The sequence below is a fragment of the Bifidobacterium sp. ESL0769 genome, assembly GCF_029395495.1.
Taxonomy (GTDB): Bacteria; Actinomycetota; Actinomycetes; order Actinomycetales; family Bifidobacteriaceae; genus Bifidobacterium.
The window spans coordinates 1,001,871-1,019,253 of record NZ_CP113918.1 but is presented as its reverse complement, the minus strand read 5'-3'; the positions used below and the strand labels follow the sequence as shown (position 1 = coordinate 1,019,253).

12 protein-coding genes are annotated in these 17,383 nt (G+C 57.3%); 4 read left to right on the top strand and 8 right to left on the bottom strand.

Going from position 1 to position 17,383, the window contains the following annotated elements:
- Positions 1–98: 98 nt before the first annotated feature.
- From OZX72_RS04085 to OZX72_RS04070, 4 genes are all read right to left on the bottom strand, one after another.
- Positions 99–1,286 carry a phosphopentomutase gene (locus tag OZX72_RS04085; protein WP_277159132.1) on the bottom strand — a complete coding sequence of 396 codons (1,188 nt, stop codon included), beginning with the start codon at positions 1,284–1,286 and terminating at the stop codon, positions 99–101.
- A gap of 2 nt (positions 1,287–1,288) precedes the next feature.
- Positions 1,289–1,957, bottom strand: coding sequence for a deoxyribose-phosphate aldolase (gene deoC, locus OZX72_RS04080; RefSeq protein WP_277159131.1), 669 nt, complete (start codon positions 1,955–1,957; stop codon positions 1,289–1,291).
- Positions 1,958–2,043: 86 nt separating this feature from the next.
- The gene (gene pnuC / locus OZX72_RS04075; RefSeq protein WP_277159130.1) at positions 2,044–2,790 is read right to left on the bottom strand and encodes a nicotinamide riboside transporter PnuC; all 747 of its coding nucleotides are present in this window, start codon (positions 2,788–2,790) and stop codon (positions 2,044–2,046) included.
- Positions 2,791–3,073: 283 nt separating this feature from the next.
- Positions 3,074–5,830, bottom strand: a complete 2,757-nt coding sequence (locus OZX72_RS04070; RefSeq protein WP_277159356.1) for a UvrD-helicase domain-containing protein — start codon at positions 5,828–5,830, stop codon at positions 3,074–3,076.
- 375 nt (positions 5,831–6,205) lie between these two features.
- Here OZX72_RS04070 and OZX72_RS04065 point away from each other — a divergent pair, with 375 nt between their 5' ends.
- Together OZX72_RS04065 and OZX72_RS04060 are read left to right on the top strand one after the other, a co-directional pair.
- Entirely contained in the window at positions 6,206–6,784 is a 579-nt protein-coding gene (locus OZX72_RS04065) for a xanthine phosphoribosyltransferase (protein WP_277159129.1), read from the top strand.
- Between the two features lie 276 nt (positions 6,785–7,060).
- Positions 7,061–8,659 carry a nucleobase:cation symporter-2 family protein gene (locus tag OZX72_RS04060; RefSeq protein ID WP_277159128.1) on the top strand — a complete coding sequence of 533 codons (1,599 nt, stop codon included), beginning with the start codon at positions 7,061–7,063 and terminating at the stop codon, positions 8,657–8,659.
- A gap of 270 nt (positions 8,660–8,929) precedes the next feature.
- Here OZX72_RS04060 and OZX72_RS04055 read toward each other — a convergent pair whose 3' ends face one another.
- Positions 8,930–10,102: an ArgE/DapE family deacylase gene (locus tag OZX72_RS04055; protein ID WP_277159127.1), complete on the bottom strand. Its 1,173-nt coding sequence runs from the start codon at positions 10,100–10,102 to the stop codon at positions 8,930–8,932.
- 200 nt (positions 10,103–10,302) lie between these two features.
- Here OZX72_RS04055 and OZX72_RS04050 point away from each other — a divergent pair, with 200 nt between their 5' ends.
- Positions 10,303–10,647, top strand: a complete 345-nt coding sequence (locus tag OZX72_RS04050) for a hypothetical protein (RefSeq protein WP_277159126.1) — start codon at positions 10,303–10,305, stop codon at positions 10,645–10,647.
- Positions 10,648–10,658: 11 nt separating this feature from the next.
- Here OZX72_RS04050 and OZX72_RS04045 read toward each other — a convergent pair whose 3' ends face one another.
- The 3 genes from OZX72_RS04045 to guaA form a co-directional block, all read right to left on the bottom strand.
- Positions 10,659–11,507, bottom strand: coding sequence for an aldo/keto reductase (locus tag OZX72_RS04045; RefSeq protein ID WP_277159125.1), 849 nt, complete (start codon positions 11,505–11,507; stop codon positions 10,659–10,661).
- A gap of 39 nt (positions 11,508–11,546) precedes the next feature.
- Positions 11,547–12,746 carry an MFS transporter gene (locus tag OZX72_RS04040; protein ID WP_277159124.1) on the bottom strand — a complete coding sequence of 400 codons (1,200 nt, stop codon included), beginning with the start codon at positions 12,744–12,746 and terminating at the stop codon, positions 11,547–11,549.
- A gap of 126 nt (positions 12,747–12,872) precedes the next feature.
- Positions 12,873–14,435, bottom strand: coding sequence for a glutamine-hydrolyzing GMP synthase (gene guaA, locus OZX72_RS04035; protein ID WP_277159123.1), 1,563 nt, complete (start codon positions 14,433–14,435; stop codon positions 12,873–12,875).
- A gap of 443 nt (positions 14,436–14,878) precedes the next feature.
- Between guaA and OZX72_RS04030 the strand changes: the two genes are divergently transcribed.
- Positions 14,879–17,359 carry a phosphoketolase gene (locus tag OZX72_RS04030; protein WP_277159122.1) on the top strand — a complete coding sequence of 827 codons (2,481 nt, stop codon included), beginning with the start codon at positions 14,879–14,881 and terminating at the stop codon, positions 17,357–17,359.
- Positions 17,360–17,383 lie beyond the last annotated feature (24 nt).

Here is a 17,383-nt window from a genome sequence, read left to right as displayed (position 1 = left end):
CCGTTGGAGACCGCCAATCGATACGTCGGAATCATATATCGATATATTTATTTATATATAGATACTACTTGGTCGAACTTTGTTAAGCTTCATTCAGCTTAGTTGAGCTCCGAAAGGAAGCTGGTGCCCGGCATGTCGGTCTTTACGCCGAAGTTGTCGAGAACGGTGGCGCCGTAATCGGAGAAGGTCTTGCGGATTCCCAGGCTTCCCGGATGCTTCATGCTCGGCGAATAGGCCAGCAGCGGGACGTATTCCCTAGTGTGGTCCGTCCCCTTGAAGCAGGGGTCGTTGCCGTGGTCGGCCGTAATCATCAGCAGGTCGTCATCGTGCAGGTTGTCGAGCACGGTGCCCAGCCTGCGATCGAGGTCCATCAAGGCGTTGCCGTCGCCTTCCGGGTTGCGGCGGTGGCCGTACATGGCGTCGAAATCAACCAGGTTGGTGAAGCAGAAACCCGTGAAGTCCTGCGTCATGACGTGGTCGAGATGGTCCATGCCGTCCATGTTGCTCTGGTTGTGGTAGCCTTCGTCGATGCCCTGTCCGGAGAAGATGTCATTGACCTTGCCGATGCCGATGGTCTTGAAACCGGCCTCCCGCAGCTTGTCCAGATCGGTTTCGCCCAGCGGCTTCAAGGTGAAGTCGTGACGGTTGGCGGTACGAGTGAAGTGACCCTTGCCGCTGCCAACGTACGGACGGGCGATGATGCGGCCGACGACGTATTTCGGACCGTTGACCAGGCTGCGTGCGAATTCGGAGATACGATAGAGTTCCTTGACCGGGATGATGTCCTCATGCGCCGCGATCTGCAATACGGAATCGCCGGAAGTGTAGATGATCAGGTCGCCCGTCTTCATCTGGTGCTCGCCGAGCTCTTCGAGAATCTGCGTGCCGGATTCGGGGCGGTTACCCACGATCTTGCGTCCGGAGAATTCGGAAATCGGGTCGAGGATGTCGTCCGGGAAGCCGTTCGGGAAGAAGCTCAACTGCTGGGTGACGGGAAGGCCCATCATTTCCCAGTGGCCGGACATGCTGTCCTTGCTCACCGAGACTTCTTCCATCTTGCCGAAGCAGCCGATCGGGTGCTCGGCCGCGGGCACACCCTCAATCGGGGTGTCCCTCAGGTTCGAGATGCCGAGCCTTGCGAAATTCGGCAGATGCAGTTTGCCATCAAAGAACTTGCCGATGGTGCCCAAGGTATCGGAACCTTCGTCGCCGAACTTTGCGGCATCAGGAGCTGCACCGGTGCCGATGGAATCCATTACCAAACCAAAAATGCGATTGTATTTCATGATTAGTTCTCTTCCGCTCCCTCAAGAATCTTGATGGTCGCGCTGACGCCCAAACGGGTGGCACCGGCGTCGATCATCTGCATGGCCTCTTCATAGCTGTGGATACCGCCGGACGCCTTAACACCCAGGCGATCGCCGACGGTCTGACGCATCAGCGCGACATCCTCGGCCTTGGCACCAGCCGAGCTGAACCCGGTCGAGGTCTTGACGAAATCAGCTCCGGCCTTTTCGCTAAGCTCGCAGGCGCGCACCTTCTGGTCATGGTCGAGGAACGAGGTCTCGATGATGACCTTCAAAAGCTTGCCCGAAGCGTGAACGGCATCGGCGACGGCTTTGATATCCGCTTCAACGTTGTCATCTGCACCGGCGATCAGTTCGCCGACGTTGATGACCATGTCGATTTCCTTGGCGCCGTCCTTGATGGCCTGCTGGGCTTCGAACACCTTGGAAGCGGTGCTTGTGGCTCCCAGGGGGAAGCCCACCACGCAGCAGGTGTTGATGTCGGTGCCGGCCAGCTGCTCGGTGACCAATGCGGCCCAGTATGCGTTGACGCACACGGAAGCCGTGTTGTATTGCTTGGCTTCGTCGCAGATCCTGACGATATCGGCCTTCGTGGCGTTGGCCTTCAGATAGGTGTGGTCGATGTATTTTGCCAATGTTGCTTTGTTCATTATTAATAACCTCTTATTCTTTGGATAGGGCCGCCGTATTCGTAGCTTTAAGAGGATACGACGACCCGCGAATGACAATAAATCTATCAGGCCTTCGCCACTTGGCTGTTGGCCTTGCCTGCCTTGTGCCAGACACTGAAGAACTGGCCATAAATGGCGGTGGCGGTGTACATCATCGTGCTGACGAGCATCGGCAGCGCGGACGGGCTGTAACCATCCTTGAGGGCATAGAACCAAAGAAGGACGTTGACGATATCCTCAGCAAGCCACAGGGTGTAGGTGTTGGAGACGTGCATCACGCACAGCACCGAAGCCGTAGCGCCGAAGGAAAGCACCAGCGCGTCGACCGCCGGCTGCGGATCCTTGAGGATGCGGGCGACCTGGAAGAGGATGATCCATTCGATGGCGATGGCCGCGATGGTGACCATCCAGCCCTTGACATGCAGCTTGCGCACCTTGGCGCCGAAGTCCTCGCCCCAGGTCCTCCACTTCATCATCAGCGGGATATCGATGGCGCAGGCGAAGATGAGCTGATCAACGACGCTCCACCAATGGTGGGCAAACAGATTGACGGTTACGAAGCCGAAGACACTGATCAAGCCGAGGAGCCCGTTGATAGGCGCTCCCACCATCATGTAGACGGTGCAGCCCAGGCCGACTACGGTGGCCAGATAGGTGATGACGGCCTGCCACGTGATCGGGTTGGTGACCAACAGCGCCGTCTGGAAGCCGATGCCGAAGAACCAAATCATGGCGGCGACCAGATTGATCTTCTTGAATTCAGCACCAAGCCATTGAATATAATTACCTTGGAATCTCTCTTGCGTAGGCATATACAAATCCTTTCGCCTTTAAAAGTTTTGCAACTACAATCCGGCATCTTTAACCGAACTGTCTATAGACTATCACTATTTTTACAAATGTAAAGTCTGCATTGTGAACGTTTGTTCTGACCATTCGAGGCAATATTAGGGAATAACCGACACGAAAGAGACCGAATTAAAAAATGGCCCACATTGTATACAACAATGCAGGCCACTATCCCAAACGGCTGAAACCACTTGAAAACGGGAATTCGAAAAACTAAAACAAACTCAATGCCACCCGGAAATCAATTCAAAGTTTCTCAATTGGAGCCACACGCAGCATCAGGCGCTTGACACCGTCGGAGCCGAAATCGACGGTGATGATCGAGTTGCGGCCCTTGTCTTGGGTATCTACAACCGTGCCCAGGCCATACTGGTCGTGTGTAATCTTGTCGCCGATGCTGAAATCGGAGATGTCGAGCTTGTTGTCTTTTTTGAGCGCTGAAGCCGGTACAGAACGCGAGGTGGATTTCGGTGTTGTTCTGCGCGTGGTCACCTTGCCACCGCGCGTGTGCGAACCGGAACTATATGAGGACGAACCGTACGAGGAACCGCCGGAAGAATGCGAACCATAACCTGAACGGGATGACGAACTGCGGTAGCTAGAACCGGAACCGTACAAGGAACGGGAACCCGAACGCGAGCCGCCGGACGAACCATAACCGCCGGAATGGGAACCGTACGACGATCCGGAACCATAGGAGGAACCGGAACGAGAGCCATACCCAGAACGTCCCGAACCATAAGAGGAACGGCCAGAACCACGCGAACCACCGTAGGAAGACGATGAACCTGAACCGCCGAAGGTCGAACCTGACGAGAAGCCGTCATCGTCCTCCCAACCACCGAATTCGTCATCGAAATCACTGTCGCCGGAACCGCTACCCCAGCCGGAACGCATGCGCTCGACGCCGGCCTCGCGACGCTTCCATTCGATCAGATTGTCGGGAATCTCGTCAAGGAACTGGCTGGGCATCATGTCGTTGGCCTGCCCCCACTGCGAGCGCACGGCCGCGCGGGTGACGTAGAGCCGCTGCTTGGCGCGGGTGATGCCCACGTAGGCGAGGCGGCGTTCTTCGGAAAGCTCCTGCTCGTCTTCAAGCGAGCGCGAATGCGGGAAAGTTCCCTGCTCCATGCCGGTCAGGAAGACGACCGGGTATTCGAGGCCCTTGGCCGTGTGCAAAGTCATCAGCGTGACTTTGCCCGTGTCCTCCCCCTCGCCGGGTAGCTGGTCGGAATCGGCGACTAGAGCGGTGGTCTCGAGGAAGCCGGAAAGCGTGGCATCCGGGGTCTTCTGCTCGAACTCGGCGGCCACTGACTGCAACTGCGAAAGGTTCTCGACGCGCGACTCGTCCTGCGGGTCGGTGGAACGCTGTAGTTCCTCGAGCAGCTTGGATTGGTTGAGCACTTCCGCCACGATCTCGGATGGTTTGGAATCGTGGTCGGTCGCGAACTGCATCAAGCCTCGCATCAGGTCTCGGAACTCCCCGAGCTTGGTACGTGTGCGGGTTGGCAGGTCTGGAATTTCATCCATGTGTTCGATGCCGCCCCAGAACGGCACATCGTGTGTCTCGGCATAAGCCGCGACCATGGATTCCGCACGTGCGCCAAGCCCACGCTTCGGGGTGTTCATGATGCGGCGCATGTTGACGCTGTCGGCCGGGTTGGTGATGGCCTGCAAGTAAGCGATGGCGTCCTTGACCTCGCGGCGTTCGTAGAATTTTGTGCCGCCGACCAGCTGGTAGGGAATCCCGGCGTTGATCAGTGCCTCTTCGAGCGCACGGGATTGCGCGTTGGCACGGTACATGATGGCCATGTCGGAATAGCGATACCCGTTTTCACTTCGCAAGTTGGCGATCTCGTTGGCGATCCAGCCGCCTTCCTGCTGCGCGTTGTCGGCCGCGTAGCCCACGATTGGATCCCCTTTGCCGAGCGAAGTCCAGAGCTTCTTGGGCTTGCGTCCGGTGTTCTTGGAAATAACGGCGTTGGCCGCGTCGAGGATGGTCTGCGTGGAGCGGTAGTTCTGCTCCAGCATGATGGTAAGTGCTCCCGGGAAGTCCTTTTCGAAATCCTGGATGTTACTGATATCGGCACCGCGGAAGGCATAGATGGACTGGTCGGAATCACCGACGACAGTCACCCAAGCCGGGCCTTCTCGCCCTGCGACCGGCTGGTTTCCAGCTTCCGAACCCACGGCCGGACGATTGGCGCTGTCGATGCCGGAAAGCTCGCGCACCAGCTGATACTGGGCGTGATTGGTGTCCTGGTATTCGTCGACAAGAATGTAACGGAACTTGTGATGATAGTAATCCGCGACTTCGGGATGCTCGTGTAAGAGCTCGACGGTGCGCACAATCAAATCGTCGAAATCGACGGCGTTCGCGGCGGCGAGACGATGCTGATATTCCGCATAAACAACGGCGTAGAGCGCCTCGGCGTTGTCGTAACGTCCCAGCTGATAGCCCTGCTGACCGGGTGTATAGTCCGGCGCGTAGGTCTTGAGCAGTTCCTTCCAGCCGACAAGCTTGTTCTTGTAATCGGAAATCTGGGCGAGGATGGCGCGCGGCGTATAGCGTTTCAAATCGACGTTGAGGCTGGTGCCGATGAGTTTGACCAACCGCTGACTGTCGGCGGTATCATAAATGGAAAAGCCGGAATTGAGGCCGATGGTCTTGCCGTCCCGCCGCAGAATGCGTACGCAAGCGGAATGGAAGGTCGAGATCCACATATGTTCGGCCACCGGGCCAATCAGCGTTTCCAAACGCTCGCGCATTTCGGCGGCGGCCTTGTTGGTGAAGGTGATGGCGAGAATCTGGCTGGGCCACGCGCCGAACTGCGAAAGAATCCATGCCACACGCCGGGTGAGCACGCGGGTCTTGCCCGACCCCGCACCGGCACCGATCAGCAGCGCCGGCCCGCGATACTGCACCGCCTTGGCCTGCTGTTCGTTGAGATCGCCGACCAGTTCCTCGGCGCTTCGTGCAATCAAATCCGGATCCTGTGCCACACCCATTCCCTTCGAAAAAGCCGTTTCGCGAGCGCCCTTAATCCAGCTCCGCCCGTCTGCCATAGGACTTCATTTCTATCACACACAGTTGTCATCGAAGCGCTATGCGGGAAACGAAATCAAGGAGAACCATCGGCAACGAACAAGTATTGAAAATACCAAGTTTTGAGCCAAATAAAGGGCTGAAGAAACGTTCGACAAAATTTTCGATGGTATTTATATTGTTATCTATAAATAATGAATATAAATGATATATGCAATCACTTCTGAGCCCGATTCATCTTCGTCATATGCATTGATTATGCTCAGAGACCATATATGCGCTTTGCTTGGGGCATCGGCGTAACGACCTACCGACGGAAACGAGAGGAAGATATGAAGGAACTTGAAGACAGGATTCGTCGGGACGGAACCGTCAAGCCGGGCGACGTGCTCAAGGTCGACGCTTTCCTGAACCACCAGTGCGACGTGACGCTTTTCAACGACATGGGCGCGGAATGGGCCCGCATCTTTGCCGGCAAGAAAATTGACAAGATACTGACCATCGAGGCCAGCGGCATCGGCATCGCCTGCATCGCGGCCCAGCATTTCGGCAACGTTCCCGTCGTTTTCGCCAAGAAAACCCAATCCATCAACCTCGACGGCGACCAATACACCGCGCGCGTCTATTCCTACACCAAACAGAAGGAATTCCCTGTCATCGTCTCCAAGCGCTTCCTCACCAAAGGCGAGCACGTCCTGCTGGTCGACGACTTCCTGGCCAACGGCAAAGCCATGCATGGTCTCATCGACATCTGCAACGAGGCAGGCGTGATTATCGAAGGCATCGGCATCGCCATCGAAAAAGGCTTCCAGCGCGGCGGCAAGGAACTGCGTGAAGCCGGTTACAATGTCGCTTCTCTCGCCATCGTCAAGTCGATGGACGGCGAAAAAGGCACCATCGAATTCGCCTAAGTTTTCGCGGTTATATTTAGTCTGAATCGATAATTACATCAGGCGGTTTGCATGGGATAGCTTTCCTGCGGCCGCTTTTGTTTTATTACGCATCGAACATGAATAGACCGGAATGAATCCGGACGTGCTCTTACGAAACAGAACGAATCCCTGCGAACCCGGGCGAGCCATAATGAGCATATTCCTTTGAGAAACACCCAAAACACGTCTGCCTACTGGCGGGCGTACACTTTTTGCTGTCAGCACTATCTCAATTTCATCATGAAAAGAGACCCTTTGAGCACTGATCAGCACGGCCCGCAAAATGAGGCCGAAACTTCGAATATCAATCCATCAAATGACGGAGGCACAGCTGCGCCCAAAACCGCATCGTCTTCTTCACACATGCAGGTTCCAACAGCAACACAACCTCCATCAACCGCGCAAAATGATTCCGGGCGGAAGCCGGCTTCGGGACTCGCATCCCACCTGCCATGGCGAAAACATGACGGCGGCACATCCGAACCGGCAGAAACCACACAGCCAAGATCCAGCACGCAAGAGGCCCTGACCAGCCTCGACGGCCAGATTTCCTTCTGGCGTGGCATCCCCTTCGGCCTGCAGCACGTCATGGCGATGTTCGTCGCCAACCTCGCCCCGATCTTTCTGGTCACCGCCGCCGCGCATCTGACCCCGGCACAATCCGCGATGATCATTCAGAACGGCCTCTTGGTCGCCGGCCTCGGCACCTGCCTGCAGCTCTACCCGCTCTGGCGCGTCGGCAGCCGTCTGCCGATGGTCACCGGCATCTCCTTCACCTACGTCGCCGCCGCCACCGCTATCGTCGGTAAACAGGGCTACGGAGCGCTTGTGGGAGCCGTCATCGTCGGCGGCCTGCTCGAGCTGATTCTTGGCCTCACCGCTCAATTCTGGAAGAAATACGTACCACCGATCGTCTCTGCGATCGTCGTGACCTCCATCGGTTTCTCGCTGCTTTCCACCGGTGCTTCATCGTTCGGCGGCGGTGCAGGAGCCAAGGACTTCGGCAGCTGGCAGAACCTCACGCTGGGCCTCATCTCGTTGGTCGCCTGCCTTGCCTTCCAGCTGTTGATGAAGGGCACCGTCAAGCAGCTTTCGATTCTCTTCGGTCTGGTTGTCGGTTATATTGTTGCCATTTTCTTCGGCAAGGTCGATTTCTCGGGTTTTGAGCATCTGCAAGCCGTCAGCGTCCCTCATTTCATGCCGTTCGCCCCGACGTTCGACGCCGGATCCATCATTTCCTTCGCCCTGCTCTACGTCGTCTCCTCCGTTGAAGTTCTGGGCGATACCGCGGCGCTTTCCCAAGTCGGTCTGAACCGTCTGCCCACCGAGAAGGAAACTTCCGGAGCCATCGCCGGAGACGGGCTCATCTCCACGGTTTCCGGCCTGTTCGGTTGTCTGCCGCTCACCTCGTTCGCACAGAATATCGGACTGGTGGCCGTCACCAAGGTGGTCAATCGCAAGGTCATTCTTTCCGGCGGGTTCATTCTCATCCTGGCCAGCTTTGTGCCGGCCGTCGCTCAGCTCTTCAACTCGATGCCGCAGGCGGTGCTTGGCGGCTGCACCATCATGATGTTCGGCAACATCATCCTCTCCGGCTTCCAGATGATCGCCGAGGCAGGCTTCAGCCAGCGCAACACCACCATCGCGGCGCTTTCGCTGACCATCGGCATCGGTTTCACGCAGGTCGGCGGCATCTTCGCCCAGTTCCCGCAGCTCTTCCAATCGATTTTCGCCACCAACTGCATTGCGGTCTCGTTTGTGGTAGCGGTGATTTTGAACGCCGTGCTCCCCGGCGAGGAACATTTCCTGGTCAATACGCATGCAACGTCCGAAGACAAGAACGTATCCAAATAAACGATATGTCTTTCCCAGCACCAACTGCACTATGCCCACTGGAAAAGACACAAATGCTAATAATAAATGCGTCTTTCCCTGCACTAAACGTTGCACAACTGCGGGAAAAGACGTAAATAACAAGTCTAAATACGTCTTTTCCCGCATACCAGCCTTAGTTACTGCGGGAAAAGACGCGTTTATTATATCTAGCGATAATCAAACGGCAAATAACAGACCGACAATCTAGCCATGTATGCAAGGTTACCGGCCGACCACAATTATACCGTATTACTTCTTGATGCCCATGTACTCGTTGATGATGTCTTCGTAAATGCCGATGAAGTCGAAGTACATCTGCTTGGGCAGGCTCTCGTTGACGCAGTGCATCGTGTCATTGCCCGGCCCGAACATCACGTAAGCGGTGTCCTTGGGGCTGTCGAGCAGGAGCACACTGCCGTCGGTGCCGCCGGAGACGCCGAACATCGGAATCTCGGCGGGCTTGCCCTGCTCCTTCAAGTGGCGCTCCCCCACTGACTTGACGATGTCGACGAGCTTGGCGTCCTTCGGCCCGATGACCGGGATGATATCCATGCCCACCGTGTAGGAAACCTTCGCCTTGTGGCTCTCGTTGAACTTGGCAACCTCGTCGTCGAGAATCGCGAGGATCTCCTTGTTGCTGAACTCGGGGATGATGCGGATATTGATTTCGGCGCTGGCGGATTCGGGGATGGCGTTGACCTGCTGGCCGCCACGGATGACGTCGATATTGTAGACGGTGTCGCCAAGATCCGGGTTGCTCTTGCCCGCGGCCGCGGCCTTGATGCGCTTGGAGATGACATCCAGGAACTCGAGCAGGTTCTCCACGGCGTTGATGCCAAGCGCCGGAGTGGAGCTGTGCGCTGCCTTGCCCTTCATCGCGATGTTGAGATTGAGCTCGCCCTTGGTGGCATAAACGATGTTGTAGCCGGAAGGCTCACCGACCAGCAGCGCTTCGACGCCCTTCATATAGCCTTGCTTCTCGAGTGCTTCGGCGCCCGGCATGCCGACCTCCTCGCCAGCGGTGACCAGGAAGCGCACGGTGCCGTGCATCTGATCCTCGTGCTTTTTGAGGTTGAGCATGGCAAAGACCATGGCGGCCAGCCCGGCCTTCATATCGGTGACGCCGCGGCCGTAGATCAGATCGCCATCCTCGGTGACCTCGAACGGGTCGGTCTTCCAGCCTTCCTGCTGGGCGGAAACGGTGTCCATGTGCCCGGTGATACCGAGAATCGGCTCGCCGTGGCCGAGTTCGGCAACAAGATTCGCACGGGTCGGATCTTCCTCGAGCGGCAGCACCTTGCACGGCACGTCGGCAGAGTCGAAGATCGCCTTGATCTCGTCGGCGACGACCTTCTCGTTGCCGTTCTCGGTATGCAGCCCGATGAACTTTTTCAGCAGGTCCATGGCTTCGTTTTCATTCATATTTGTTCCTTTCGAAGGTGACGGATCATTCCATTCCATTTAATCACGCTTTCGCGTCTTAGATATTTCCAAGCGGAAAATAATGTCAGACAAAACGACACTCGCCGGATTCAACTCCTCTCGGAAAACGCTTTGCATTTCCATGGGTGTACACTTCATGAGTTGTTGATACCCCAAAAGAAAAAGTTGGTGATATTTCCATGGAAATCGGATCGCTTGCCGAATGGGCCACAGCCGTCGCCGAGACCGCCGCAGTATTGGTCGCTTTGTTCCTTCCCTATTTCGAACGCCGTCGTGCCGACAGGAAAAGCACAAGAAACCTCAAAATCATGCTGCAGGGCATCGTCAGACGCGCCGTGGCAGACAACGATCCGAAATCCTTGGATACTTTCATCAACGTCTCATCGTTCACCGATGCCGGCGAACGCGACAAAGAGACGTTGGACGTCGCCCGCCAAATACTCGAGCTGTTCAAATCCGATAACGCAGACATCGAACGACGCAACCGCGAAATCGATTCGCTGCTTGGCGAGATTCGCCCATAATACGTTTGGGTTCAGCGCTGGCTGGGATTGTGGTTGTCGGGATTCGGGTCGTCGAACGCGTTAAGCCGTTGCATATCCTCGTCGCTGATGGTGAAATCGACCTGCGTGTTGGCTTCGATATGGTCGCGATGCGTCGCCTTAGGTAGCGGCAGCACGCCGTTCTGCAGGCAGAAACGAATCGCGAGCTGAGCGGTGGAGACCCCGTACTTTTCGGCCATTGCATTAAGCTCCGGATTATCCAGCAGTCCGCCGGTGGCCAGCGGCGAATAGGCCTCGATCAACAGTCCGTGTGATTGTGCGCACGTCCTGTTCCTCGGCTCGGTGGCACCGACGTAATATTGAATCTGGTTGACGGCCGGCGTCACTTCGGCGTGATGAAGAATGTTCTTCAAATCAAGATTATCGAAGTTCGACACCCCAATCGCGCGCACCCGGCCGGAAGCGTAGATTTTCTCCATTTCACGCCACACGGCGAGGTTCTCCTCGTCCATGCGCATGTGCCCGGCGTGGCTCCACGGCCAGGGCGCGTGAATGAGATAAAGGTCGAGCGTCTCAAGGCCGAGATTTTCCATGGTCGCTTCGAAATGCGGCAGCACCCCATCGGCCTCTTTGACCTCGGCCGGAAGCTTCGAAGTCACGAAAATCTTGTCGCGGTCGATCCCCGACTCGCGGATAGCACGCCCGACGCTACGCTCATTGCCGTAGACGTAGGCGGTGTCGATATGACGGTAGCCGGCGTCCAGCGCCATACGCACGGAATCGTAGGCCACGTCGCCGTCGGGAATCTGCCAGGTGCCGAACCCGATCTTGGGGATGCGAACGCCATTGTTGAGCTTATAGGTATCGGTAAGAATCGTCATTGCTTCTGCCTTTCAGTTTCGCTGTGCAACCGATGCTATTCAGTCTAGCCCCTCGTAGATATCACGATGGCGGATGATGACCAGGCCGGCGGCGAACATCGTGATGATGACCACGAGAACCAGCAGGATGATGGGCGTCCACGTATGCAATAGTCCGTTCAGGGCTCCCAGCGCCACGGGGCCGATGGCGGCGAAAAGATAGCCTCCGGATTGAGCCATTCCTGACAGGCGCGCGGTGTCGGCGGCCGAAGTGGTGCGCTTCTGGAAGAAGACGATGCAGATGCTGAACGAGGCGGCCGTCGCCAGCCCCATACATACCGCCGAAACCACGTTGAGCGGCAGGTTCGCGCCAGGTATGAGGATCCCCAAAATCCCGAGCGCAAAACCTCCCCCGGCGATACCGTTGACAATCGCCAGCCCGTGCTTGCGTTCGGCGATGAGTGGCACGGTCATGGTCAGCGGCATACCGCTCAACTGGAAGAGCGTGGCGAGGTTGCCCGCGACCACGGCGCTGAAACCGACAGCTTGCCATATCGACGGCAGCCAGGTCAGCAAAGAGTAATACAGCATCGATTGCATGCCGAAATAGGCCAGAATCACCCATGCCAGCCGCGAACGCCATGGTGTCCTGTCGACGAGCGGACGGCCATCGTTCTTCACTTCGACGCTGGTCTTGTCTTTCGGCCCGGAAATCCAAATCAGCAACCAAGCAGCAAGCGCGATTGGCCCCAGCAGAGCGAACAGGCCCATGCTGCTCTTGATGCCGATATGGGAGGCGATAATGCCGGAAGTCGCGGTGCCCAGCGAGGCGACCAGCACCTGCGCTGTGGTATAGAGCGTCGTCTTGCCGGCTATGCTTTTTGGAAAGCGTTCCTTGATGACCGCAGGCAGAAGCACGTTGCCACCCGCGATGCCGATGCCGAGCGCCGCAGTGCCGATCAGCAGTGCCCATACCGAGGGAATGATGCGCAGATAGCTGCCGGCACTCAGCACCGTAAGCGCCATCATCAGCACTTTCACGCTGCCGTGGCGTGCACCGGCCTTGCCCATCAGAGGTGAAGCGAGCGCGAAGGCCAGAAGCGGGATGGTGGTCAGAAGCCCGGCAAGTGAGGTCGGCAAACCGATTTCGGCTTTGAGGTCCGGCAACAGCGGCGGCATCATGGTGATCGGCATACGCAGGTTCGCCCCGGCCAATACCAATCCCAGAATGACCAACCCCGTGCGTTCGCGCCTGCTCACCGCTATCCCCTTCCAGTTTTTATAGATACCTTATTATTTATTGCACACAAATCAATGATGCCCTTACGCCGAAACGCAGGGCATCATTTTCGATTCTCAGCGATTACGCAATGAGAACGACCGACGTCACTCCCACTCGATGGTGGCCGGCGGCTTGGAAGTGCAGTCGAGGACCACACGGTTGATACCGCGGCATTCGTTGGTGATGCGCGTGGAAATCGTGGCGAGCACGTCGTAAGGCAGACGGTACCAATCGGCGGTCATCGCGTCGTCCGAGGAGATCGGACGCAGCACGATCGGCGAGCCGTAGGTGCGTTCGTCGCCCTGCACACCCACGGAATGGACGTTGGCGAGCAGAACCACCGGGCACTGCCAGATGTCGCGGTCGAGTCCGGCCTGGGTCATCTCCTCGCGGGCGATGGCATCGGCCTCGCGCAGCAGGTCGAGGCGTTCGCGGGTGACCTCGCCGATGATACGGATGCCGAGACCCGGGCCCGGGAACGGCTGGCGCCACACGATGTTGTCGGGCAGGCCGAGCTTGGTGCCGATGGCGCGCACCTCGTCTTTGAACAGGCTGCGCAACGGCTCAATGAGTTTGAACTTGACGTCATCGGGCAGACCGCCGACGTTGTGGTGCGACTTGATGTTGGCCGCTCCGTCACCGCCGCCGGACTCGACGACGTCGGGGTAAAGCGTGCCTTGCACCAGGAACTTGACTTCCTTGCCACGGGCGCCGGCCTCTTCCAGAACCTGCTGCTGGGCCTTCTCAAAGGTACGGATGAACTTTTCGCCGATAATCTTGCGCTTGCGTTCAGGCTCGGTGACACCCTTCAGAGCGGTCAGGAACTCTTCGGAAGCATCGACTTCAATGAGACGAATGCCTGTGGCCTCCACGAAATCATGGCGGACCTGCTCGGCCTCGCCCTTGCGCAGCATACCGTGGTCGACGAAGACGCAGGTGAGCTGATCGCCGATGGCCTTATGCACCAACGTCGCCGCGACCGCGGAATCCACGCCGCCCGAAAGTCCACAGATGACCTCGGCGTCGCCGACCTCCTCGCGAATCTTACGAACCTGCGTGTCAATAATATTGTCGGCGTCCCAATCGCTGGGCAGGCCGGCGCACTGATGAAGGAAAGTCGAAAAAAGCTCACTGCCAAGCGGAGTGTGCTTGACTTCGGGATGCCACTGCACGCCGTAGAGCTTGCGCGACTCGTCCTCCATCGCAGCGACGGGGGCGCCTTCGGTGTGCGCCAGAACCTTGAAGCCTTTCGGCGCCTCTTCAACGGCAACCCCGTGGCTCATCCACGTGGTCTGATTCGCAGGGGAACCTGCAAGAACGCCTTCGGCGTCGTCAATCACGGCCTCGGTCTTGCCATATTCGCCAAGCGCTGCCTTGTCGACTTTGCCTCCCAGTTCATTGGCCATTACTTGGAAGCCATAGCAAATGCCCAGCACCGGCACCCCGGCCTCGAAAATTTTCTTGTCGATCTTCGGAGCACCCGGTTCATAAACCGAAGCGGGGCCGCCGGAAAGAATGATGGCCTTCGGGTCCTTGGCCAGCATCTCGTCCACCGGCATGGAATGAGGCACCAATTCGGAATAGACATGCGCCTCGCGCACGCGCCGCGCGATAAGCTGGGCGTATTGCGCTCCGAAGTCAACGACAAGCACTGGACCTTTTGCCATGGATTCTCCCCTATAGATATTTCGGTATGAAACTGATGTAAAGTAGTGTCCATTCTCGCGGTTCAAGGCGACAAAATCAAGTGTTTGTGCGGTGGATGCGGAACAAACAAAAAACAACATCACAAAAAACAACACGCCGCGTGAATTTTCTGTGAATCGAACATCGAAAAGCGTTGGTACTCGGGAGTTTATGGCTCAATTCCAACGTTTGTAAGTCGTTTTTTTACGTGCGAAAATCTAACATATTTTTTGTAGAATACAACATTATTTCACAAAAACATTCCAAGAGTGCACATAGGTGCAAAAAAACGTCCAAAAGTCTGAGTCGCCACGTAAAATCTACAGCGATTGGGCAAGAACCCTGAACATCAATTCTAACAAAGGTTTGAGCCCGAAGAAAATAATCAATTGCACACAATGTGTACAGGAGTACAGGAGCATAAATGACTAGTCCTGTTATTGGCACCCCATGGAAGAAGCTCGGCAAGCCGGTTTCTGATGAGGCTCTCGAAGGAGTCGACAAGTATTGGCGCACCGCCAACTATCTTTCCATCGGTCAGATTTATCTGCGTAGCAACCCTCTGATGAAGGAGCCCTTCACCCGCAAGGACGTCAAGTATCGTCTCGTGGGCCACTGGGGCACCACCCCTGGCCTGAACTTCCTGTTCGGCCACATCAACCGCCTCATCGCGGATCATCAGCAGAACACCGTGTTCATCATGGGTCCCGGCCACGGCGGCCCTGCAGGCACCTCGCAGTCCTATCTCGACGGCACCTACACCGAGTATTATCCGAACATCACCAAGGATGAGGCCGGACTGCAGAAGTTCTTCCGTCAGTTCTCCTACCCGGGCGGCATTCCTTCCCACTACGCTCCGGAGACCCCGGGCTCTATCCATGAAGGCGGCGAGCTCGGTTACGCGCTGAGCCACGCTTACGGCGCCATCATGAACAACCCGAGCCTCTTCGTCCCGGCCGTGGTCGGCGACGGCGAAGCCGAAACCGGCCCGCTGGCCACCAGCTGGCAGTCCAACAAGCTCGTCAACCCGCGCACCGACGGCATTGTGCTGCCGATCCTGCACTTGAACGGCTACAAGATCGCCAACCCGTCCATTCTTTCCCGTATCCCCGATGAGGAGCTCCACGAGTTCTTCGAGGGCATGGGCTATGAGCCTTACGAGTTCGTCGCGGGCTTCGACGATGAGGACCACATGTCCATCCACCGTCGTTTCGCCGACATGCTCGAAGAGGTCTTCGACAAGATCTGCGACATCAAGGCCAAGGCGCAGACCGACGACATGGATCGTCCGACCTACCCGATGATCATCTTCCGTACGCCGAAGGGCTGGACCTGCCCGAAGTACATCGACGGCAAGAAGACCGAAGGTTCCTGGCGCGCTCACCAGGTGCCGCTGGCCAGCGCCCGCGACACCGAGGCCCACTTCCAGGTCCTCAAGGGCTGGATGGAATCCTACAAGCCGGAAGAGCTCTTCGACGAGAAGGGTGCGATTCGTCCCGAAGTCACCAACTTCATGCCCAAGGGCGAACTGCGCATCGGCCAGAACCCGAACGCCAACGGCGGCCGCATCCGCGAGGATCTTAAGCTCCCCGATCTCGACGCTTACGAAGTCAAGGGCGTCAAGGAGTTCGGCCACGGCTGGGGTCAGCTCGAAGCCACCCGTCAGCTGGGCAACTACACCCGCGACATCATCAAGATGAACCCGGATTCGTTCCGTATCTTCGGACCTGACGAGACCGCATCCAACCGTCTGCAGGCGGCTTATGAAGTCACCAACAAGCAGTGGGACAACGGTTATCTTTCCGAGCAGACCGATGAGCACATGGCTGTCACCGGCCAGGTCATCGAGCAGCTCTCCGAGCATCAGATGGAAGGCTTCCTCGAGGGCTACGTCCTCACCGGACGCCACGGCATTTGGAGCACCTACGAGTCCTTCGCCCACGTGATCGACTCCATGCTCAACCAGCACGCCAAGTGGCTCGAAGCCACGGTTCGTCACATTCCGTGGCGCAAGCCCGTCGCTTCCATCAACATGCTGATCTCTTCGCACGTGTGGCGTCAGGATCACAACGGCTTCTCCCATCAGGACCCGGGCGTGAGCTCCGTCCTGTTGAACAAGACGTTCAACAACGATCACGTTGTGGCCGAGTACTTCCCCGCCGATGCCAACATGCTGCTGGCCGTCGCCGAGAAGGCCTTCAAGTCCACCAACAAGATCAACGCCATCTTCGCTGGCAAGCAGCCTGCCGCCACCTGGATCACCCTCGACGAGGCTCGTGAAGAGCTGAAGAAGGGTGCTGCCGAGTGGAAGTGGGCCTCCACCGCCAAGAACAACGACGAAGCGCAGATCGTGCTCGCTTCCGTCGGCGACGTCCCCACTCTGGAGATCATGGCCGCCAGCGAGAAGCTCAAGGAGTTCGGCATCAAGTTCAAGGTCGTCAACGTCGTTGACATCCTGAAGCTGCAGAGCCCCAAGGACAACGACGAGGCCCTCACCGACGACGAGTTCACCGAACTCTTCACCGCCGACAAGCCGGTCCTCTTCGCATACCACTCCTATGCTCACGACATCCAGTCCATCATCTTCAACCGCCCGAACCACGACAACTTCAACGTTCACGGTTACAAGGAAGAGGGCTCCACCACCACGCCTTACGACATGGTGCGCGTCAACGACATGGATCGCTACGAGCTGACCTGCGAGGTGCTCCGCACCCTCGACGCCGACAAGTACGCCCACGAGATCGACAAGCTGGAGCAGTTCCGCAAGGACGCCTTCCAGTTCGCCGTCGACGAGGGCTACGATCACCCGGATTACACCGGCTTCGTATACTCCGACGTGAAGAACCAGGACGCCAAGGCAACCGCCAAGGCCGCCATGAGCACCGGCAGCGACAACGAGTGAGCTAACGTTCATTCGACTACGCTC